We start from the raw sequence: 19,659 nt of genomic DNA, 5'->3' as shown, positions 1-19,659 counted from the left end.
GGGCTGGAGGCGACTTCCTGCTTCGCACTATCTGCGATGCAGGAGGGTACTACGCGCCCCCAGGAATCAAGGAACCTACTGGTCAGAGGCCATTCGCAAGCCGAACTCTGATTGTGCTCCGGAGTCGAGGGCGAATGGCTTCCGACTGGGTCTCACAGAGGCGCGCACGTATTCACTATGGTCAGCCCTTCCGCTGGTTGTTCCAGATCGCGTGGTCCAGCTCCCACGGTGTGTAACTCAAACGCGCCGCAGCCTCAGTAAGGATGCTGATCGCTTGGACCGTGGTCACCGTGCGCTGCAGCACGGTCTGCAACCATCGAAGAACCATACGGTCCGGCTTGATGCGGTTGTCATCCCCCAAGAGCATCCACAGGTAGGCGAGTCGTGCGCCGGAGCCGTGGCCGGCAACCCCAGCGAGGTCACGCTCGATGGCCCTCAGCTTGTCCAAATCAGCGAACAGTGCGTTGGCATCGGCAAGGGTTGCGATGCCGTGGGATACCAGAAGCTCGGCGTACTGACGGGCAGCCTCCACCTTTAGTGGGGCATCGCGGTTGGCCCGTGTGCGCTGCCTGTTCTGTAGGACCTTGGAAGAGAAGTCTTCTTCGCCGTGGGTCTGAATGTGCGTAACGAAGCCCTGAAGCGGTTGCTCGTCGGGGACAGGGAGCTGCGCGCTACCTGACAGCGGAACTGAGATGCCGGCCCAGGCCGCGTAGCGGTAGCAGGTCGGGACCGTGTGCCGCTCATAGTGGGCATTGATAGAGAAGACGGAGTCCAGGACACACAGGGAGGCATGGGCCCACCGAGGGCCACGCTGTTTAATTGCCAGATGCCCAGCAGCAACGACTACTCGTCCTATATCGTCCATCGATCCCCCAATGATGAAACAGGGAGACATTGTCGCATGCGGTACTGACAGGAAAGCCGGGTTCATCCGCATGCCGCGAGGGCGTCGGCAGGATTTGGGTGCCCTGTCGAATGCGTATCAAGATTCTTCGACGAACACTCAGTAGGCGGCACTCTGTGCAGCTCAGAGGCCTAGTGAGGACAAACCGACAGTGCATCTCCTGAAAGCCTGTTCGCACCTGCACCGACACCACTCAGCCCTAGGGATGGCCGGTGGCTGTTAGTTGAGACGTCACTACAGCTAGGTGGTGCGAGGTTGCCCAGGCGCGCCACTCAGTGCCTCCTCCCGCCTTCTGGCGCAGGCGTTGGGCGCACTCCTGAAGGCGCGCGTCGCCCCAGGACGTGGCAGCTCCCGTGGCAGGCCAGTGAGGCGAATTGACAAGGTCCTGGCTGAGCGTGAAGAAGTCATCGTTACCTTGCCGAACCCGCGGATACACGAAGACCTGCCAGTTCGTCTCTGTGGTGTAGCGCATGTTGGGGTCCGGGGTCCCACGGCTCTTGGGCAGCATGCGGGGGTACGTCACACCGAAGTCCCCAAAGTCAGGTTGCGGCCCGTCCCACTTCTCAACGACCTTCACCCAAAGCCGTGCATCTTCCCTCACGACCGGCGTGGCCTGGCCTCGTCTGAAGCCGCTCAGGTTGACGGGGAAAGCGCCGGCCGCCACACAGACGCGTCTCCAGGCCCAGGGCGAGAGATATTTCAGGGCTTCGGTGGCCTCTTCCGCCAGAACTTCCCTGGTCCGGTCCGAGTGCACTGGACCGGCATCGATCAGTAAGTCGACCTCCTCAGGAGCCAGTCGCACTGCGCGAAGCAAGTCGTGGACCTGATCTCTGCTGGGTAGTGATCCGCTGAAATCAGCGGCCGTAGAAAGTCGCAGGCACGCTCCCTGCTGGTGGGCCGCGGCTACCCCTGCCACCTCCCCCAACACGTGATCAGGGTCGGAACATCTGAAGACCGGGGACATAGCAACACCACGTAGCCCCAAAGACTCGCCAACTCGCGTTACAGGCCCACCGACGTCTCCCTTGAGCACGCGAGCTGGTGGCAATGCGCCGCAGTCAACCGCGAGGACCATGCCGTCCGGCACGTTGTCCATGGCGTGCTCACAGAAGGTCTCCAGCAGGTCTCGGAGCTCCAAGTCCGGCACGATCTCCATCACGGGGCGGAGCTGAGCCTGCACCTGCACCGATGCGTGACCCAACGCCAGAAACTCGCCCGCCTTACCCTTCAAAATTGGAACGTAGGCCACCAGCAACCCTCCAAGCGCTCCCCACACTCAGCCAGTTGTCGAGCTAGTCGCACTTGACAGAGTGAACGCGGGAAACAAGGGCAGGTAGAGCGCTGTTCGAGCCACAGGGCTCAAAGTTGAGGGTCAAACGACGAGTGCAGGCCGCGCAGCTGCCGCACGCCGTTTGCCCCTGAGTGCCCTCCAGAGCTAGGACTACGCAGGAGGTGTCCGGACTCGGCTGTCCGGTTAAGGCCCTCACCTGCACAAACAGCCCGGACGGCTTGGAGAATCGCTGTCCGGGCTGTCCGGCCACAGACAGGCTGTAACACCCTGGGTGTTTCAGCCCGTCGGCGAAGCCGGCCTCTCAACGGGCGCAGGAGTCGAAAGCGGCTTCCGATCAAACTGTGCAAGAGGGATGGAACGGGGGACGTCAAACCCTGCCTGCTTGGTCAAGGCCCGCGCACGACGCGGCCTGCCTCTGTCTTCGCCCCGACTTGCCGCGCCAAGGCTGCATGCTACGTGCATGCAGGCAGAGGCGGGAAAACCCGCTGTGGCTGGGGTAGTCGGCTCACAGTGCGAATTACGCTGATGAAGCGGCGTGTGCGATCACGGCCCGCACTGCACCAAGCTAGGGGACCCGCAGGTCGGGCCCTCGATGGCCTCACGTCACCCCAAGGTGGTGCTCAGATCGCTCTGGCATGGAGTCGAATTTGGCAACCGCGCCTTCGACTGACCAAGAGGCTCAGCACCCTTCCGTAAGCAGTTGCAAAATGTGACGTCGAACTGCTCCGAAGCTGGCAAGCATCCGCCTCGCCGCAGAATCACCATACAATTGGTGTAAAAAATTCACTAGGATAGCCCACACTCAAGTGCGCTGCCGTTTCTAATGCTGTTGGACATGAAATAGATGCACCGTGATCACCCCCGACGCCTCCATCCAAGTATACGTCCCCAATTCCCCCTTCGGCGACTTTACCGAAGAGGACGCCGAACTCGCATCACAGGATCTCCCTGTATCGGTATCCGCACCTCCAAGACAAGGAAGACCTGGCCACGGGGGGCACGGGGGGCACGGGGGAATGAGGCACGGATTCGCACTCGAGGCAATTCTCCTAATCACCCTGAGCGCTGCAGCAACACCGTTCCTGCAAGGATATTTTAGCGAGATGGGGAAGGATGCATGGCTGGCAACAAAGAGCGCCGTTTCCCGGATCTTGTCTCGGCTACAAACAAGGAGGGCACCAGGCCACTTCAACGGAAACGCATTGACGGTCATTTACATTTCAGGCAAGCCTGTAATTCTCGAATCAAAGGTAATCAAAGTCCATGAAGATCATCTAGAGATTGCGGAGATCGAGCATCGCTACAGAAACTCGATCGAGCTCTACCTCAATTCATGGAATGAGATCGAGCAGGCCATTGGGAGAATCGAGCAGCCTGACGACAGTGTTTATGTACGGATCACCACAGATGGGATGCGCATCTCTACGTGTAGAAGTGTAGAGGTGCTGCCAGAGGGAGCCGAGATTACCCGAGCGGCACCAGATGAACAGCACCCAGGCCCGTTCGAATAGGACAGGACGCCGAGGCTTGGACTCGCTGGGCTACTGGGATCGGTAACCGGCAATCGAGAGGAAGTGGGGTTCAAACGTCGGTTCACGGCTGTCCTGCCAGGACCGTGACTAGCCTGGAGGGGAGGTGAACTTCCAAGGGCAAGTGTCAGCGCGGCAGGCTGCTCGCAGAAAGGAAGCCGCCGAGTGGCCACGCAAGCCCCCTAACCAGCAGAGACGCGGGGACTCAAGGACCCTTCCGGAGGAGTCGGTGTGCATAGGCCAAAACCTGCTGGGAGCCACGCAAAAGTCTGCAGCAACACCGCCCTGGCCCCAGGTCAATCTCCGGGGCAATGGTGACGATCCAGAAAGACCTCGGAAACGAGTTGCTATTGCTTCACTTTCATCATCTTTTCGTAGATCCCCTCCTGTCCACCCTTGAAACGGATCTCGACATAAAGGTCCCGCATTCCAAGCAATTTCTCCTTCATGTCTCCCTGAGGGTTCGCCAGGGCCATTTTCGCTTCCATTTCCAATACCTGCCAGGCTCCGACTCGACGCTCCGCATCCGAGCGATACTTTTCACAGTTTAGGAATGCCGAGATAGCCCCCGTGACAGCTGCAGTGCATGCCAAGATTGCAGCTGGAATCCTTCCCGCCGTCGAGTAGAAAGCAGTCAATCCGGCAATGGCGGATAGTGCAACAGGGGGCAATCCAAAAATATAGTGAGCCTTGAGCCACCTTTTCTCCGTCTTCTTCCATTTGGAGTACTCCGCTTTAGCCTCGTCGCGAACTTCGGTGATGAACTTTACTTGCTGTTCGCGCGTGCGAGCCTTATCGGCGTCATCCACAAAGTATGGCAACAGGAGCCCCATTTTTCCCCTTTCCCATGGGTACGACATCTTTTCCCAATAGTCGAACATAGCCGACTCGGTCATGCCGAGCACCTATGCGCAGGCCCGATGTCCCCCAATCAGACCTATAGGCCCGAGGGACGTAAAACCCTCAATCGTACCAACGGCGTTAATCTTGGGCGCCTCCTGGCCTGTGTCGACAGCTCTTTCGCAGCCCGACCGATCAGCCGAGCAGACTCCAGCGACCACTCCGTCCCTAGCTCGGGGCGAAGGAGCCGTGCCATTCGCGCGCCAGATCATCCGGGTGCTGCAGCCCGTTGGCGAAGCCGACCTCTCAACGGGCACAGGAGCTGGAAGCGACTTCCGACTTCGCACTATCTGCGATACACCAGAGCACCGCACACCTTCTAAGATCAAGGAAACTGCTGATCAAGGCACATTCGCAAACCGAACTCTGATTGTGCTCCGGAGCCGTGTGCACAGGTTCGAATCCTGCCGGGGGCACTCAAGCTAGAGCAGCAGGATCAAGCGCTGATCAGCTGAAGTGCCATAGACGAAGACCCGGACTCAGTCCCACTGAGTCCGGGTCTTCGTCGTTGCTGCGTACCGTTCCCGAGTGAGTGGCGAGTGAGCCCCCCATGGCGGCCAGGTTCGGTTCACTCAGAAGGTTCTGGATCAGCCTCTGGTGCATCGGCTGATCCAGGACCTCAGCAGGCGGTACCGTAATGGATCGGTGACCGTGAGTACACAGCACCTGTCAGGCGAGGCAGGTACAGGACAGCGCTTGGGTCTTTCTCGCCCGGAATAGGCCGCTCACACCACACCACCAAGTAAGGCAACAACTGACAAGAAGCTGGATTCATCGAACTGCATACCGATTGGATGACTGCATGTCTGGAGAGATTGTTGCCTCGGTCGTAACAGCGTCCACGGCTCTGCTGGCGACGATCGCAGCTCTCTATACTTCGCGTTTATCTATGAAGACCTCTAAGGAGTTGGAGGTCGCCAAGTCAAACCTGGGACGCGAGGATGCGGAGGCGGAGGCTCGACGCACTTATCAATACGAGGCGAAGAGAAGGATTTACGCCGAGTGTGAACCCATCATCCTCAAGCTCGCACAGAGTTGCGACTATACGGCCGACCGAATCCTCAGCCTCACGGACACTCGACGCTGGGGCGAACTGCGCGCCACTCGCGATACCAAGTCGTTCTGGATGCTATCCAAGTCATCTGAGGTTATTTCCCTGGCTCACTCCCTATTGGAGCCACTCGCCCTCTTCACTCTGCTTAGCGAGAAGACCACGTTGGTCGACTTGAGCTTCGACGGTCGACTCGAAGAGATATATCGGCTCGCCCAAGCCGCATATCGAGTCCATCAGGATGACTACACCATCGCAAGCCTAGCGCCCACCCTAATCTACAATCCTGTGGTAGCCGGTTGGCGGGAGAAGCGTCTACAAAACCCTGCCACCTACTGGTGGCAGGGAATGACACGCGTACGACTCGACCCGGCCGTGGAACTTTGCGTGGACCGCGACGCCGACAGGGTCACCACCATCGCAGAGTTCGAGCGCCGCTACCTAGACCTATACGATGCCCCTACAGACAGCCGATCCAAATCGCTCGGCCTATTCTGTAATCCGCTCTACAATTTCCGAATCGAAGATCGCCCTGTGTACTGGCGGATGCTGATGTGCCAGCTACTCATCTACCGTCAGATCTCCAAGAGGAGCCGTATTTCCTCCGAACTAGGAACATGGGCCCGCTTCGATTTCGACCGTCGGGATATCGACGCGTTGCAGCGTTCGGGCTCCGTGAGGGACGAACTACTCGACGCCAGCATCGACGCCGCCCTCACATACACGAACAAACTGTTTGAGTAATCACTCGACGGTTGGGCCACACCAACTGACCTGGACCGCGAAACCCAACCATTCATCACCGAGCCTCTTCCAACCTCGTGTTGATGCGTGGTGAAGGACGGGGACGGCCTTCACGACGTCGGTGATCCGGTTGGTGCCGCAGCGGAGCTTGCGGGGCAGACGCCGGCTTTTCAGGACGGCTATGGCCTGCTCGCCGACGTAGCGGATCTTGGCGTGGGTGGTGTTGTGGCGCCGCTTCCATCGCTTGAGACGACGGCCCCGGAACGGGACTCGGAGGGGACCGCCGGCCCCCTGATACGCCTTGTCCTCCCAGCACTTCAGCTCTGCGGTGGTGAGCGCGTCGATGATCCCGTGGTGCCGGGCGGCCGTCAGATCGTGAGTCGAGCCGGCAGCACCGCTGAGGTCCACAGCAGACGTCCGAGCGGATCGGCGAGGACCCGCACGTTCATGCCGTGGCGTTTATGTTTCCCGGAGCAGTACGGGGTGTCGGCGGCGATCCGGTCGATCGGTGGCGGCGCGCCGTCCAGGATGACGAACGCCTTCGTCCGGGCCGTCGTCATCGCCTCGGCCAGGGTGGGAGCCAGTGTGGTCAGAACCTCGACAGCCTCGTGTATGTAGCGGTAGACCGTCGCGATCCCGATACTGAACCCGGCAGCGAACTGGGCACAGGTGTCACCGCACCGCAGCTGGGCGGGGCGAGCAGGGCTTGACGCCCGGCGCCGGCCGCCGCCACCGGGTACCGATCTCCCTGCGGCGGCCTGCGAGCTGCCCGGTCAGGTACCGCAGAGTGCGACTGGACAGGTCGATCGACGACGGGCAAACAAGCACGCGAAGCTCCTGGCGGTACGGGTGATCTTGGTCGAGAACCCGTCTACCAGGAGCTTCACCGACCTAGGCGCGGAAGAGCTGATGAGCGCTCGTCATCCCCGGGGCGGACTGTCGTAATGGGACCCGCAGTTCGGGCAGTACCACTCACGCGGTCCCACGTACGTAAGCGGTGAGTCGTCCTTCGGGCAGTAGGCCACGCCAGCCATTCATTTCCTCCATGCATGTGAAGATCACGTGAAGGTATAGCACTCTCGCCTCGTAGCGCAAGATCACTATTGGAGCAGCACCTCCCCACCGTCAGCGACCAGGAGCGCGTGAACTCGACGGCAGCCCTGAGCCGTCTCGGGGCCACGCGAGGACACCTAGAGGGCGTCTGAAAAACCTGTCAGCGGGCAAGTCGCCTGGTAGCGGGGTGGTGTCGCACTTTCGGGGGCTGGGGTGTGCGGGCTGGGTACCCGATACTCGACGGATCTGTCCGATCCGGAGTGGGAGATCCTCTGTCCGCTGGTTCCGGCGGTCAAGCCCGGTGGGCGACCGGCAAAACACACCCGTCGGGAGATCCTCAACGCACTGGCGTACTGGCTGCGGGCCGGCTGCGCTTGGAGACTGCTGCCGCATGACCTGCCGCCGTGGCAGACCGTCTACCACTACTGGCGGCGATGGCAGCAAGAAGGCGTGTGGGAGCGGATGCTGACAGCGCTGCGTGAGCACGAACGTGTGCAGCTCGGCCGCGATCCCACTCCCAGCGCGCCTTCGGCACGTGTGGGCGGATCAGGGCTACCGCGGCACCGACTTCCATACCTGGGCCCAGGAAGCCACCGGCATCACTATGGAGGTTGTGCAGCGCCACGACGGAGGATTCCGCTCGACCTGGGCGAAGGCAGGGGCACCGCCTCCGGCAGTGCCCCTCTTCGCGGTGATCCCGCGGCGTTGGGTGGTAGAGCGGACGTTCGCCTGGCTGGGACGGTGCCGCCGCCTGTCGAAGGACTACGAGTACCTGCGCGTCTGCTCTGAGAATGCCATCTATCTCGCCATGGCCATGCTCCTGGTGCGGCGCCTCGCAAGTCCAGCCCGCTGACAGGCTTTTCAGACGCCCTCTAACTGCGGGATCGTGCGACACAGCTCCGACACAGTGTGTGTCCCTGAACCACCATGAACTGGCTCCAGCGCAGGTCAGACAGGGCGCGAGGTTCAATCGGCGCAATCACTCCGGAGCCGTGTGCGCAGGTTCGAATCCTGCCGGGGGCACCCTTCATAAGGTGCCCAAAGACCCCGTCACCAGCGGAAACGCTGAGGCCGGGGTCTTCGCGTATGTGCAGGCAGATGCCGCCCGAAGCAGCTCCATGTCGGGGTCTGTGGACGAGGCGTGGACGGGATCTTGAGACGTTCCCCCAGGTGAGTCCCACCAAAGCGATGTGACCCCGGACGAGGACGGGGCCACATCGCGAAGCGGTATCGGCCCCCCTAGTCGGCGGTGGTCCCCCAATAGCCGATCTGCGCGGGTCTGCCATCCCGGTAGAGCACTGTGCAGTTCCCCTGGGCACGGTTCGGGAAGCTCAACCGCTCGGAGTCGAGAGCGGCGTCCCACTCTTCGTAGGTGGGCCGGCCGTGAGGAGCCCACGCACGCACCTCCTCATCGGTCAGCGGCCGCATGAACGGACCGTCATCGGTGTCCGCGGCTTCGATCATGAGCGGGAAGTCGAGCACGGTGCACGTGCCACCGGTGAATATGTACTCCTGCCACTCAGGGTCGCGCCGCAGTTCCTCGACGGACTGGCCCTCGAAACCGTGGTTGTCCCGCGCCAACTCGTCCTCCTGAGCCTGCCGGAATGCAGCCACCAGATCACGCTGATATGGGCCCGTGTGACTCCACTCGTTTCCGCCCATCCGTATCCCCTCCCCATCCGAACTGCTTGATCAGGAGCGGAGCGTAAAGGACGGCACTGACAGGGCACCCCGCCCGACGTCGGCCACGCCATGGAGACTCCCCACAGCTCTCACAGAAAGGGCCGACACTTTACCGAGAAGAGCTGACTGAGGCCCCAATCCAAGCTTGGCGATGACGGGCGACGTCGTACACCTCGATCTGTTCAGCCGGCAGCACCCCTGAGAGCGGTGCCAGTGCCGCCACCTCACGCTCCCGGTACACGCGCACGCTGAGCTGCGTGGCGACCACCTTCAAATCGGTCACGCCCACGAAAACGAGCACCGGCTCCACCGGTACGGGAAAGCCGCAGTAGCGCTCAAGCACTCGAGCTACCCGCTTGGCCTCCGCCCGGCTCTTGCGCGCATAGGGCGCTGGCTTTCCGTGATCGACCTTCACAGAGTCGTCGCCGACCCATACAGCCCTTTTGTGGTGGTGCTTCGTATTGATGCTGAACACGCCACCGGGCCCGATCAACAAATGGTCCACGTCCACCTTGTCGGCCAAGAGGATGGAGTGCAGGACGCGCCAGCCGTGCCGCTCCAAGCGGTTCAGCTCGGCTCCCACCCCCTGCTCCCCCGCCAGGCCCTTCCGCCAGGAGTCCCACTCGGCGGGGCGCCGCAAGAGCTGTGAGACGACTCGCTTGATCAGGCCTGGCCCGGATTTGTCGAGCAGAGACTCACCGGGACGGTTGGCGGACAGGTCGTCGGCCGCCGTCAGAAGCGGCAGTAGCGGGGGCGCCTCAGCCGCAGGCGTCCTGGGCGTCTTCTGCGGCGGGACCGGTTCGGGGTTGTTCTGTAGGTGGTCTGTCAGGACGGCGATCACGTCGTCGCGATACTCGGCGACCAGGACCGTGATGTCCCCCGTCTTCACATCCGCCCAGCCGACCGCCGTGCCATCAGGCAGGTTCGCGTACAGGCGATCATGTCCGTACCGCTTCCAGCGCGTAACCTTCAGCTCCACGAGTCCCCCTCGTCCGCTCTCGGCTCGAAGCGTCGCAGCAGGTAGGGCTCATGACGAGAGAGGCCCCGGACAAGTTGCCCGGGGCCTCGGTGGGGTGCAGGGTCTCTCACTCGTATTCGCGGAGCAGATCCTCGATACGCCGGTTGGCGACGTCCTGCCGTCCGTCGAGACACTTCGCGTAGCGGGTCAGCAGGACCTCAACGCTGTTGCCGGCGCGCTCGGCAACCTCGGTCGGGTCGACCCCCGCGTTGAGCCACGTCGACAGCGCTGAGTGCCGCAGGTCGTACGGGCGGCTCGCGAGCGGCGAGGCCGCGGCGGACGGCGGGAGCGCGAGAAGGCGGGCCTCCTGCCACACCCGGTAATAGGTCGAGGACGGGACGATCGAGCCCTTCTCGCTGAAGAAGAGCCGCCCGTCGTCCGCCGTGCCAAAGGTGGCCAAGTGCTCGCGGAGTGCGGAAACGAGGTGGGGCGGAATCGGCACGCGTCGGACGTCCTCAACCGGCCGGTTCTTCAAACCGCGGTCGTCGTGGGTCTCCCCCGAGTCGGTCCACTGCTTGCCGACCGACGGACGAGTCCGATGAAGCAGCGCCGATCCCCAGCCCTCTTCGGGGAGGCTCAGGTCCGTCTCGACGAGGCCGATCGCTTCAGCCGGCCGGAGCCCACCGAAGTACATGGCAGCGAAGAGACCCACCAGACGCCGACCACGGGCCCGCCGGTATCCGCCCACATAGGAAACGGCCGTCAGGAGATTCCGAGCCTGCTCGGGGTTCGCGACAATGCGAGGGTCGACCTGGTTGGAGACCTTCGGTTTCTGCCAGCGGACGGCCGTGATCGGATTTTCGCGCAGTTCCCCCAGGTCGACCGCATAGTTGGCAGCGTTGACGAGGGTCCGCCTCTTCCGCCGCACGGTCTCGGCTGCCGCGGCCGTGCCGTCGAGCTTGAGCTTCAGCGAGTCCAGTACCGCACGGGCCGTCGCCGGTTCAGCGAGATCGGCCAGCGGCCGCGATGCCTTCGACACCCAGTGAAGGACGTTCCGCACGTCGTCCGAGACCTCTCGGTCGTCGGGCCCCGGCAGGACGAAAGCCCAGTTGCGCAGTGCCCTACGGATGGCTTGGTCGGACGGCCGTCCAGCCCGCTCATCGAGGAGCTCCACGGTCACACTGGTCAGAGACTCATTGATGCCGTCGCGCGTATTGGGAGCGGCATGCGGCCATTTCATGGCGAGGTACCGGAGGGCGAAGTCGTACCAGGACACAACCGACTTCTTCGGTTCCATCGAGTCCGGAAGTCCGGACGCCTGGTCGAACTCCTCGCCCTCGCGCATCGCCCGCATCAGCTTCGAGCGGTAGTGATCGGCGAGTGCCTTCGTTCGGAACGAGTCGGAGAAGACGTTACCCGCCACGGACCACCGAACGCCGTACGAGGGCGTCTTCGTATCGCGCTTCCGAACGGCCCAGACCTTCACGTCGAGAGACTTCACGCCGCGGCCTCCAGTTCTCGCAGCCACGTGGAGAAGTCACTCCGCCACACCCGAAGCTCTCCGTTGGGCAGCTTGAATGCGGCCGGCCCATGCCCCAGCTCACGCCAGCGGTAGAACGTTCGGCGAGAGACCCCGCCCAGCTCGTCCAGGACCTGGCGAACGGTCATCAATTCGTCGCGCCGCGAGTTCACGTCGGTTCTCCTTCCGTACCGAGAGCGGGTTCGAGGGAGGCAGCGAGCCAGGCTTCGACGGCGGACAGACCGATTCCGGCAAAGACCCAGTGCGAAAGAACGAGAGTCGTATCCGGCTCGTCCTCGGTGATCACTGCGGCTTGGGCGCGGCGCCACTCGGCGCGAGCGTCACGGAGGGCGCCGAGGGTGGTCGAGTAGCGGCGGGACTTGGTGGAGAAGTGGCCGCGGAAGCCGAGCATGTGGGCCCAGGCCCGAAGCCGAAGCTCTCCTAACTCCTTGCGCATGCCGAGCGTCCAGGCCGTTCGGATCAGGCGGCGCGCATGGTCGCTGACGTCGAGTTGGGCCAGTTCGGCAAGGAACTTGAGTGGGCGGTCGAGAGCTCCCGTGGCAGTCTCGGCGCCCTTGGTGGCGTACTTGGCGATGTACGAGGCGACAGCCCGCTCGGTCAGCTCTTGACCACCGTCAAAGTCGGCGGAGCGAATCGCACGTACGTCGATTTGCTTGCCGAAGGCGAACGCGTGCGAGCGTCCATCGATGACGGGGCCATCGATGCGGGAGTGAGCAGCAGCGGCGCCAATCGCGTCGATGAGCAGCTCGGCGGTTGCCCAGGCCGGAGGCGGGGTGTCTCCACCCTCGGGACCGTCGATGCGGATGACGGCGTGGAAGTGGACCGCACCGCGCTTCTGGTACTCGGCGACCTTGGCGAAGGAGACCCGGGCGAAGTCAGCGAAGTCCCTCTGAGTGAGACCGGCCCGCTTGGCTATCTCTCGGCGGAGGTAGATGGAGAAGCGCCGCCAGAGCATCCCAGCGTGCGCGTTCCAGAGGACGGCAGCTTCGTAGTCGTATGTCGCTGGGTTCAGGGGCGTGCCGAGCAGTTCGGCGTCGGTCTCATGGAGGAGTCCACAGCGGCAGGCTCGGACTGTGCCGCTTCGGTCTGTGGGTCGGTTGTGGACGGGGCCGAAGCCGGGGGCGGTGAAGGTGGCGAACACCTTCGGGTGGCGGGTGACGGTGGCGGGAGTGCCTTTGCCGCCCCGCAGTCCGGCGGTGATCAGGTGGAAGGTGTCCCGGCGGTAGGTCTCCGCACAGGCCGGGCAGCGGGTCGCGCGGCGATTGTTGCAGCGTACGAGGAGGTTGCCTGCCGGGAGTGAGGCCGAGTCGAGGCGGTGGAGAACGCGGCCGATCTCGCCGGTACGTGTGTCGACCGCGTGCTCGACACGGTGGCCGTCCAAGCGCACAGGCTGTGTACAACCGCCGATGCCTCGGAGCTGTTTGACGAGGGTGGGCATGCCGCCCAGGGAGACGAGCGCGCCCAGTTCTTTGACTGGGGGCGGAACGCGTCCGGTAGTAATGGGAACTGTCCTTTCGGTTTCGGTCGGAAGGTCCGAGCCTGCCGGGGCGGCGGGATGCTTGGCGGTATCGAGACCGCCCCGGCAGGCGGGTCAGCGCTTGTGAGCGCTGTTGAGCAGGGAGCGCAGCACCAGGGCCGCGATGGAGACGGAGACAGCCGTGATGGCGACCGTGGCCAGGAGTGCGGTCAGCACGACGCCGATGACGAGGACCGCGGCAACGGCGCTCGCCCCGCGGCCGATGAGGGGAGCGACCGGACGGCCGGCGGACGCCATCGGGGCGTGAGCACAGGAGCAGGTGGTCACCGGGGCGTGGTGGTGCTCGGCCGGTCGAGCCAGGGTCTGTGCGATCGGTACCGGAGCGGCGTCGGGCATCTTCGGGTGGAACAGCATGGGGTTTCTCCCTTCAGCGATGGGTGCCGTCGACGACGCCGACCCCGGAGCGGGTGCTGGACTCGATGGCCGGGGCGAGGAAGGTCTGAGAGAGCAGGAAGCCGAAGAGGGCGATCACGACGGCCACCCACATCCGGACGCCGAGGAACTTGATCGCGGCCCAGGCGATGACGCCGAGGACGAAGACGAGAGGCAGGCTGAGGGTCACGGCGGTCTCCTAGCGGCCCGAGCAGCGGTGGGTACGGGCCGCCAGCTCGGCGGCGGCGCGACTGTCGTAGTCGGTCGAGAATCCGCAGCGAGGTGCCGTGCAGGCGGCAGCGTGCTTCTCGCGGCCCCGGCCGTCGTAGTACGTGGCGACCTGGACGGGGCCGATGCGGACGACCCGGCGGAAGCGAGGGTTGGCGGGCATCAGGGGAGCTCCTTCGGTCTCGCGGTTCTCGCCGGCGAAGTCGGCGACGTGGTCGAGCAGCCACCGCCGGATCTCCGCGCTCTCGATGTCGTCGGCGACGAGGATCACGGGTTCGGCGATGAGCAGTGCTTCGGTGAGGCGGTTCTGACGGGTCAGCTCGGCGGCCCGGTTGAGGGCGCGGAGCGTGGACGGGCGCATGGGCGGAAGGTCTCCTGGGGTCAGGTGAGTTGGGCGGCGATGGCTTCGGCGAGCGGGCCCGGCACACCAAGGCGGGCTCGCAGGGTGTCGGTGTCGATGGGCGCGCCAGTTCGGGTTCGGTGCTCGGCAGCCACCTTTCGGGCGTGGTCGACGAGGGCGGTCGGAAGTCGATCTGGGGGTGGCACGGCAAGCGCGGGATGCGAAGCAGGGGCAGCGGGCCGGGACGCAGCCGCAGGCGCGGGGGGTGATCCCTGTTGCGCCACTTCGTTCGTCAGCTCGTCGTTCTGCTCACGCGGGTCCGGGGCCGGATCCGCGGGTCCGTGAGCAAGGAGCGTTCCGCCGAGGAAGGCGACCGCCGGCCAACCGGCCACGACGATGCGGAGCGAGGCAGGAACGTGGTGGAGGTCCAGGAGCCCGGCCGTCGCGATGTTGGCGCCGAGACTGGCGGTGAGTGCGACCAGGAACCAGCACCACCCGGCCGCTTTGGACTCCCCCGACCTCAGCCGCCTCCAGGCCGCCACCAACAGCAGATCGACGCTGATCGGATAGGCCCACGCCTTCCAGCCGTCCTGTCCCGCCGCGACGGCCAGATCATGAAGGTGTGCGAAGGACAGCGCGGCAGCGATCACCGCTTGAACCAGTACGGCGTCCACGCGGGCCGGAAGGGCACGCGGTACGGAGCGCTCGGCCACGCTGATCACGTCCTCTCGTTCGGTTTCGGGCATGGCGGGGGTAGGGACTTGGCGCGAGGCGGTCGCGCCGGCCGGTGGGTTGGTGGGTCAGCCGGTCGCCGGGTGCGGCTTGGTCACACTGGTCGGGGTGTCCGTGGGCAAAGCCGGGACGTGTGGCCGGAACGGCTTCAGGGCCGGTACGTCGGGGGCAAGTTCGGCAGTCTCGCGACAGATGGCCGCAGCGTCGCCGAGGGACAGGTACGGAGTGCGCATGCGTCCCCAGCCGCCGGACGTATCGCCGGACACGGCCAGGCCCGGACGTTCAGCGGGAATGGTGGCCGCGACGCCGACCGCTTCGGGGGCGATGTCGCCGAGGGCCATCTTGGCCGAAGCCTCGTCGTTGACGCGGTGGCAGACGCGTCCGGTGAGTTGAGCGCGGAGCATGGTCGCGCCCTTGCCCAGCTCGGCGCCAAAACGCTGGCCGCAGATCTCCAGGTAGATACCCGCGGCCCGCCCGAGCTGGGCGAGTCGGATCAGATGGGTCACCATCTCGTCGCGTCGTTCCTCGTCCTTGCGGCTTGCCACGAGGAAGAGTTCGGCCACCTCGTCGACGAACAGCACGATGGGCGGCGGCCGTTCGTCGTCCGGCAGGCCCCACACGTCAGAGGTGATCTCCTCGTCGGGCGTGCCGGACGCGATGCCCTGGCGTGCCTTGATCAGGTCGTAGCGGTCCTCCATTTCCTGGACGAGGACGGGCAGCAGCTCGGCGGCTTCATCGGAGTCGGTGGCCAACGCCGACAGTCGCGGAGCGAAGGGCGCCAGCTCGACGCCTCGCTTGCAGTCGATGCCGACCAGGGCGACCGGTTGAGCGGCCAGCCGTGTCAGCAGATTGCGGAGGAACATCGACTTCCCCGACAGGGTGGCGCCGAGGACGAGTTCGTGAGGAACGGCCCGGTAGTCGCGGACGAACACGGTCGCGTCCTCCCGCAGAGCCACCGGCACGGCGAGGAGGTCGTGCCCCGCGCGGCGCGGCATCTTCACGTTGCGCAGCAGGTCGAACCCGACCAACCGCAGCTCGACCACGCCCGGCTTGATCTCGCGAACGTGGACCGCGTGAACGCCCCAGGCGTGCCGCAGCCGCTCACACGAGGCGGCCACGTCCGCCGGCTCCTGGCCGGGGGCGAGCCGAAGCCGGACTCGCAGCCCCGTGGAGGTGGGACGAATCAGCCCTCGGCGCGGAGGCACCGGCCGAACCTCACGGCGGGTGGTGGCCCTCACCGCCAGGGCCCGCAGACGAGACGGCTGAACCGTCAGCCCGCACGCGTCCATGGTCGAGCTGTACGAGCCGACCAGCCGGGCCACCGATGAGGGCAGCCCGACCGTGGCCCAGTAGACCGCCGGATGCGCCTTCCGGGCGTAGACCGCCCCGCCTAATAAGGCGAGGGGGCCACCCAGCTCGGCCATGGTCATCAGCTCGGACACGAGATCAGTTCTCCTGTCCGACGGGGAAAGCACCCGGCACGACAGCAGCCGCCCGGTAGGCGATGCCGTGGCGGGCCTGCCCGCTGAAGACGCTCTCCCACGGACGGGCGACGAGGCCGGGCAGGGAGACCGGGGCGCCGACGGCCAGACCGTCCGTGATTCCGCTCTCCGGGACGGTCACCGCGATGAGCGACGACTCCCCCTCGTCGATGTAGACGACGCCGACCTTCATCAGCGCCTCCCCACTGACCGCATCCTTGGCGATCTCGCCCGTCTGCCGGTCCTTGACCTTCGGCTCAGGGGCCTCAGTCAGCAGGATCGTCGCGGACGAGGTCTCAACTCGGATTGCACGCACAGAACTTCTCCTTCGTAGACACCCGTCAGACAACCTGACAGGTTGACTTAGCAAGTTCGAAGTTAAGGAAGCCAGGTTGACTTGTCAAGCCACTTGGAGGGCTCAGCGACGGCGCAGACGCGATCACGAGCGCACGATGAGAACAGCGCCTCCCGGAAGGACAAGCAATGAGCGAAGCCTCCGACAACCAGAACCCGCAGGCTCAACCACCGCAGGCTTGGGGCCCACGACCAGCCGCTACGCCACCACCTCAATCGCACCAGTGGGGCGAACCTCCGCAGGCTCCTCCTGAGAACCGGCCACCCACGAGACCGCCGGCGCCTCCCAAGAAGCGCCACCGAGTCTTCTTCTGGTTCTTCCTCGCGGTGCAGATCCTCTTCCTGGTGTGGGTCATCGCAGGCGCCGCCAGCGGAAACGGGCCAGATGAATCCTGCTCAGGCCTGACCGGCGACAGCCTGAAAGCCTGCCAGGACGCCGGCGACGTGGGCACGACGATCGGAGTCGGCCTGATCGTCGCTTTCTGGGTGGCCGCGGACTTCATCCTGGCCCTCACCTACGTGGTCTATCGGTTCGCCACCAGGCAGCAGCGAGCGTAGGGCCGACAACGCCGAGGCCCCCATGATCAGGGTCAGCCGAGGCGATAGGTCTCTTCGAGCTCTTGCCGGTCAGCCGGCAGCAAGACATCCGTGACCTGCAAGGCCTGCCCCGACGCGTCGCATGCAAGAACAAGCACGGACAGAACCGGTTCCCCTTCAGGCATTTCGAGGAGATCCGCTTCCTCCTTGCTCGGGATACGCGCCGAAACTCGCTCCGTTACGTGGTCGAATCGGATCTTCTTGCGCGCTTCCAGATGCGCACGCAGCCCCTCGCCGAGCAGAGCCGAGTCGGCGAGCTCAGTACCCTCCGCCATGTCGACAGAGAAGTAGGAAGAGGAGAGCTCAACCGGTTCTCCATCCGCTTCGATCAGCAACCGTCGAAGGAGAACCTGCGCCTTCCTGGGCACCCCCAAAAGCGCCGCGACTCGGGGCGGAACAGGCACCTGACGGACTTCGATGAGACGCCCCGAGGCCTGACGCTCCTGACGGTCGAGCACATCCCGGCCGCGTTGGACTCTCTGCCCAGTCGTTTCCGGCCGCCCGCGGACGATGGTCCCGAACCCCTGGCGGGATTCCAGCCAGCCATCCCGCTTCAGCAGCTCCAGCGCGCGGACGACAGTTGGCCGGGACATTCCGAAGGCTTGGACCAGCTGATTTTCACTCGGGACCCGGCTCCCCGGAGGATACGTGCCGTCCTCGATACGCCCCTGGAGCGTCTGCGCCAGCCGCACATACTTGGGTGCAGCCACCTCGTACGCCATAGCCCCGCCTAGTGAGAATCCGCCAAGTCAACCTGTCAACCAGCCTACTCACGTGAGTGGGTACTGAACAGCCGCGGACACGCAGGCGCCACAGGTCGGGGTCGACTCACGGCTTCCACGCTTCGTCGATCTGGAACCACACGACGGTTCCACCGAAGTGGCTGGGGCCAGCGGCCCAAGAGTCCGCCAGCGCGTTCACCAGGCAGAGCCCGCGACCGTGCGCATCGTTGGCTCGGGGACTTCGGAGCCGGACATCCGCCGGGAAGCCCGGGTTGTGGACGTCCACCCGCAGGGACTCCCCCAAACGCGACCACTCGACCCGGACCCGCCACGGTTCTTCGGCCTCCCCGTAAAGGATCGCGTTCGTCACCAGTTCGGAGAGCATCAGGACGCAGTCATCGATCGGGCAGGCCAGGTTGTACGGGGCGGTGAACTTCCGGAACCATCGCCTGGCCCGAGCCACGGACTCGGGCACCGGATAGAGGGTCATACCCCCGATCGGCGTCGGTCCGGCAACCTCGGCTTCGGACTCTTCACGCGCATCCGCCATGAGCGCCACTACTCCCTACCGGTGCCGTCACAGTCGAGACAGCGCCGCTTGGACGTAGCACGGACGCGAGCCTCAGCAGCGGAGAGCGCCAGGGCGGAGCGGGAGCCGACGTGCTTCCACCCTCGCCCCCGGCATCCACGGCAGACCGCTTCCCGCGAGACGTGCCGTAACTCCCCGCACTCCTGGCTCACGTCCGTGCCCCTTCCGGTCAAGTGGCATTAGCCACTCACTGGATAGTGGCATTAGCCACTCGGAGCCACAAGCGGTTCTCGGAGAGAAGGCCGATTTCTAGCTGATCGGGTAGCCCTGCTCGAACGCCCAACGCCCAGGCGGGTACGTGGCCTCGGCAAACTCCAGAGGCCGATCCTGCAGGTCATAGACCACGTGATGGACGATCAGGACGGCCGCCCCGGGCTCAAGTTCAAGGTCAGCAGCCTCATCATCGGTCGCCACCCGTGCACACATCCGGTCTTCGGCATAGCTCCCCTGCCGACCCGTGACGCTCTCGACGTACATGAGCGTCCCCTCCTGGATCCGGTCAGGATCACAGAGCTTGGGCGCCCGCTCGCCGACATCGGCAGCGAACCACGAGGTGGAGATGGTGATGGGGCCCGACTCGTTCTTGGTGACCCGTCGACGATGAACAGCTCGGGTTCCAGCCGCCAGACTCAGCGCCTCGGCCACGTAGTCGGGGGCTTCCAGCCAGCCGGCGGACGTGATGACCGCGTACTCACCCGGCGTGTAGATCTTGCCGGTCTGCTTGGCACGACCGTAGAGCTCCCTGGCACGCCTATTCACGGCAAGCCCCCGCACGTAAGTCCCCGAACCCTGGCGCTTCTCCACCAGACCTTGGTGACTCAGAGCCTCCAGCGACCGAGCAGCCGTGGGGCGGGAAACATTCCAGTCTGCGGCCAGTTGACGTTCCGACGGAACCTCGTCGCCAGGCCGCAAGTCGCCTCGCAAGATCTGATCGCGGATGTGGTGGGCGATCTGGAGGTACTTGGGCTGGGTCTCTTCGATCTGCGGCATCGGAGCCCCTCCCTAAGTGGCTATGACCAGTAGCCACTATAGGGTGAGTGGCCAGCAGGGGAAC

20 protein-coding genes and 2 pseudogenes are annotated in these 19,659 nt (G+C 64.5%); 4 read left to right on the top strand and 18 right to left on the bottom strand.

Annotation, left to right across the window (positions count from 1 at the left end; all coding sequences use genetic code 11):
• Positions 1–181: 181 nt before the first annotated feature.
• A complete protein-coding gene (locus tag ACFXGX_RS12480) occupies positions 182–865 on the bottom strand; it encodes a hypothetical protein (protein ID WP_384788744.1) in 684 nt (227 codons plus the stop codon).
• Between the two features lie 238 nt (positions 866–1,103).
• On the bottom strand, positions 1,104–2,153 hold the full coding sequence (locus ACFXGX_RS12475) for a hypothetical protein (protein WP_384788835.1): 1,050 nt from the start codon (positions 2,151–2,153) through the stop codon (positions 1,104–1,106).
• An 893-nt stretch (positions 2,154–3,046) separates the two neighbouring features.
• On the opposite strand from ACFXGX_RS12475, the gene ACFXGX_RS12470 reads away from it, so the two are divergent.
• Positions 3,047–3,706, top strand: a complete 660-nt coding sequence (locus ACFXGX_RS12470; protein ID WP_384788741.1) for a hypothetical protein — start codon at positions 3,047–3,049, stop codon at positions 3,704–3,706.
• Positions 3,707–4,071: 365 nt separating this feature from the next.
• On the opposite strand, the gene ACFXGX_RS12465 is transcribed toward ACFXGX_RS12470, so the two are convergent.
• Positions 4,072–4,620 (bottom strand): hypothetical protein, encoded by a 549-nt coding sequence (locus ACFXGX_RS12465; protein ID WP_384788738.1) that lies wholly within the window; start codon positions 4,618–4,620, stop codon positions 4,072–4,074.
• An 893-nt stretch (positions 4,621–5,513) separates the two neighbouring features.
• Between ACFXGX_RS12465 and ACFXGX_RS12460 the strand changes: the two genes are divergently transcribed.
• The gene (locus tag ACFXGX_RS12460) at positions 5,514–6,419 is read left to right on the top strand and encodes a hypothetical protein (protein ID WP_384788735.1); all 906 of its coding nucleotides are present in this window, start codon (positions 5,514–5,516) and stop codon (positions 6,417–6,419) included.
• 78 nt (positions 6,420–6,497) lie between these two features.
• Here the strand turns inward: ACFXGX_RS12460 and ACFXGX_RS12455 are convergent.
• A pseudogene (locus tag ACFXGX_RS12455) lies at positions 6,498–7,247 on the bottom strand (transposase family protein); the annotation flags it as partial.
• A gap of 447 nt (positions 7,248–7,694) precedes the next feature.
• On the opposite strand from ACFXGX_RS12455, the pseudogene ACFXGX_RS12450 reads away from it, so the two are divergent.
• Positions 7,695–8,325: pseudogene (locus tag ACFXGX_RS12450) on the top strand (transposase).
• 386 nt (positions 8,326–8,711) lie between these two features.
• Here the strand turns inward: ACFXGX_RS12450 and ACFXGX_RS12445 are convergent.
• The 11 genes from ACFXGX_RS12445 to ACFXGX_RS12395 all read right to left on the bottom strand — a co-directional run bounded on the left by ACFXGX_RS12445 (position 8,712) and on the right by ACFXGX_RS12395 (position 16,659).
• Complete coding sequence (locus ACFXGX_RS12445) at positions 8,712–9,086, bottom strand: hypothetical protein (protein WP_384788732.1); 375 nt, start codon at positions 9,084–9,086, stop codon at positions 8,712–8,714.
• A gap of 178 nt (positions 9,087–9,264) precedes the next feature.
• The gene (locus ACFXGX_RS12440; protein WP_384788729.1) at positions 9,265–10,134 is read right to left on the bottom strand and encodes a nuclease-related domain-containing protein; all 870 of its coding nucleotides are present in this window, start codon (positions 10,132–10,134) and stop codon (positions 9,265–9,267) included.
• Positions 10,135–10,240: 106 nt separating this feature from the next.
• A complete protein-coding gene (locus ACFXGX_RS12435; RefSeq protein WP_384788726.1) occupies positions 10,241–11,614 on the bottom strand; it encodes a tyrosine-type recombinase/integrase in 1,374 nt (457 codons plus the stop codon).
• On the bottom strand, positions 11,611–11,781 hold the full coding sequence (locus tag ACFXGX_RS12430; protein ID WP_266765852.1) for an AlpA family transcriptional regulator: 171 nt from the start codon (positions 11,779–11,781) through the stop codon (positions 11,611–11,613). The genes ACFXGX_RS12435 and ACFXGX_RS12430 overlap by 4 nt, the downstream gene beginning before the upstream one ends.
• Positions 11,782–11,801: 20 nt before the next feature.
• Positions 11,802–13,091, bottom strand: a complete 1,290-nt coding sequence (locus tag ACFXGX_RS12425) for a replication initiator (RefSeq protein ID WP_384788723.1) — start codon at positions 13,089–13,091, stop codon at positions 11,802–11,804.
• A gap of 153 nt (positions 13,092–13,244) precedes the next feature.
• On the bottom strand, positions 13,245–13,541 hold the full coding sequence (locus ACFXGX_RS12420; RefSeq protein ID WP_078943277.1) for a SpdD protein: 297 nt from the start codon (positions 13,539–13,541) through the stop codon (positions 13,245–13,247).
• A gap of 16 nt (positions 13,542–13,557) precedes the next feature.
• Positions 13,558–13,752 carry a hypothetical protein gene (locus ACFXGX_RS12415; RefSeq protein WP_384788720.1) on the bottom strand — a complete coding sequence of 65 codons (195 nt, stop codon included), beginning with the start codon at positions 13,750–13,752 and terminating at the stop codon, positions 13,558–13,560.
• A gap of 9 nt (positions 13,753–13,761) precedes the next feature.
• A complete protein-coding gene (locus tag ACFXGX_RS12410; protein ID WP_037621018.1) occupies positions 13,762–13,953 on the bottom strand; it encodes a mobile element transfer protein in 192 nt (63 codons plus the stop codon).
• Positions 13,954–14,171: 218 nt separating this feature from the next.
• Positions 14,172–14,876 carry a DUF2637 domain-containing protein gene (locus tag ACFXGX_RS12405; RefSeq protein WP_384788717.1) on the bottom strand — a complete coding sequence of 235 codons (705 nt, stop codon included), beginning with the start codon at positions 14,874–14,876 and terminating at the stop codon, positions 14,172–14,174.
• Positions 14,877–14,930: 54 nt separating this feature from the next.
• Positions 14,931–16,292 carry an FtsK/SpoIIIE domain-containing protein gene (locus ACFXGX_RS12400; protein WP_384788830.1) on the bottom strand — a complete coding sequence of 454 codons (1,362 nt, stop codon included), beginning with the start codon at positions 16,290–16,292 and terminating at the stop codon, positions 14,931–14,933.
• A gap of 16 nt (positions 16,293–16,308) precedes the next feature.
• A complete protein-coding gene (locus tag ACFXGX_RS12395; RefSeq protein WP_266616567.1) occupies positions 16,309–16,659 on the bottom strand; it encodes a hypothetical protein in 351 nt (116 codons plus the stop codon).
• A 365-nt stretch (positions 16,660–17,024) separates the two neighbouring features.
• Between ACFXGX_RS12395 and ACFXGX_RS12390 the strand changes: the two genes are divergently transcribed.
• Complete coding sequence (locus tag ACFXGX_RS12390; RefSeq protein WP_351127756.1) at positions 17,025–17,255, top strand: hypothetical protein; 231 nt, start codon at positions 17,025–17,027, stop codon at positions 17,253–17,255.
• A gap of 32 nt (positions 17,256–17,287) precedes the next feature.
• On the opposite strand, the gene ACFXGX_RS12385 is transcribed toward ACFXGX_RS12390, so the two are convergent.
• The 3 genes from ACFXGX_RS12385 to ACFXGX_RS12375 all read right to left on the bottom strand — a co-directional run bounded on the left by ACFXGX_RS12385 (position 17,288) and on the right by ACFXGX_RS12375 (position 19,595).
• The gene (locus tag ACFXGX_RS12385) at positions 17,288–18,016 is read right to left on the bottom strand and encodes a GntR family transcriptional regulator (protein ID WP_384788714.1); all 729 of its coding nucleotides are present in this window, start codon (positions 18,014–18,016) and stop codon (positions 17,288–17,290) included.
• A gap of 106 nt (positions 18,017–18,122) precedes the next feature.
• Positions 18,123–18,566 (bottom strand): ATP-binding protein, encoded by a 444-nt coding sequence (locus ACFXGX_RS12380; RefSeq protein ID WP_384788711.1) that lies wholly within the window; start codon positions 18,564–18,566, stop codon positions 18,123–18,125.
• Positions 18,567–18,854: 288 nt separating this feature from the next.
• Positions 18,855–19,595, bottom strand: coding sequence for a GntR family transcriptional regulator (locus tag ACFXGX_RS12375; protein ID WP_266762778.1), 741 nt, complete (start codon positions 19,593–19,595; stop codon positions 18,855–18,857).
• Between the last annotated feature and the right edge of the window lie 64 nt (positions 19,596–19,659).

This window comes from Streptomyces sp. NPDC059371 (assembly GCF_042751995.1).
Lineage (GTDB): Bacteria > Actinomycetota > Actinomycetes > Streptomycetales > Streptomycetaceae > Streptomyces.
Note: the sequence above shows the minus strand (reverse complement) of the source record. Positions and strands in the feature narration are given on the sequence as shown.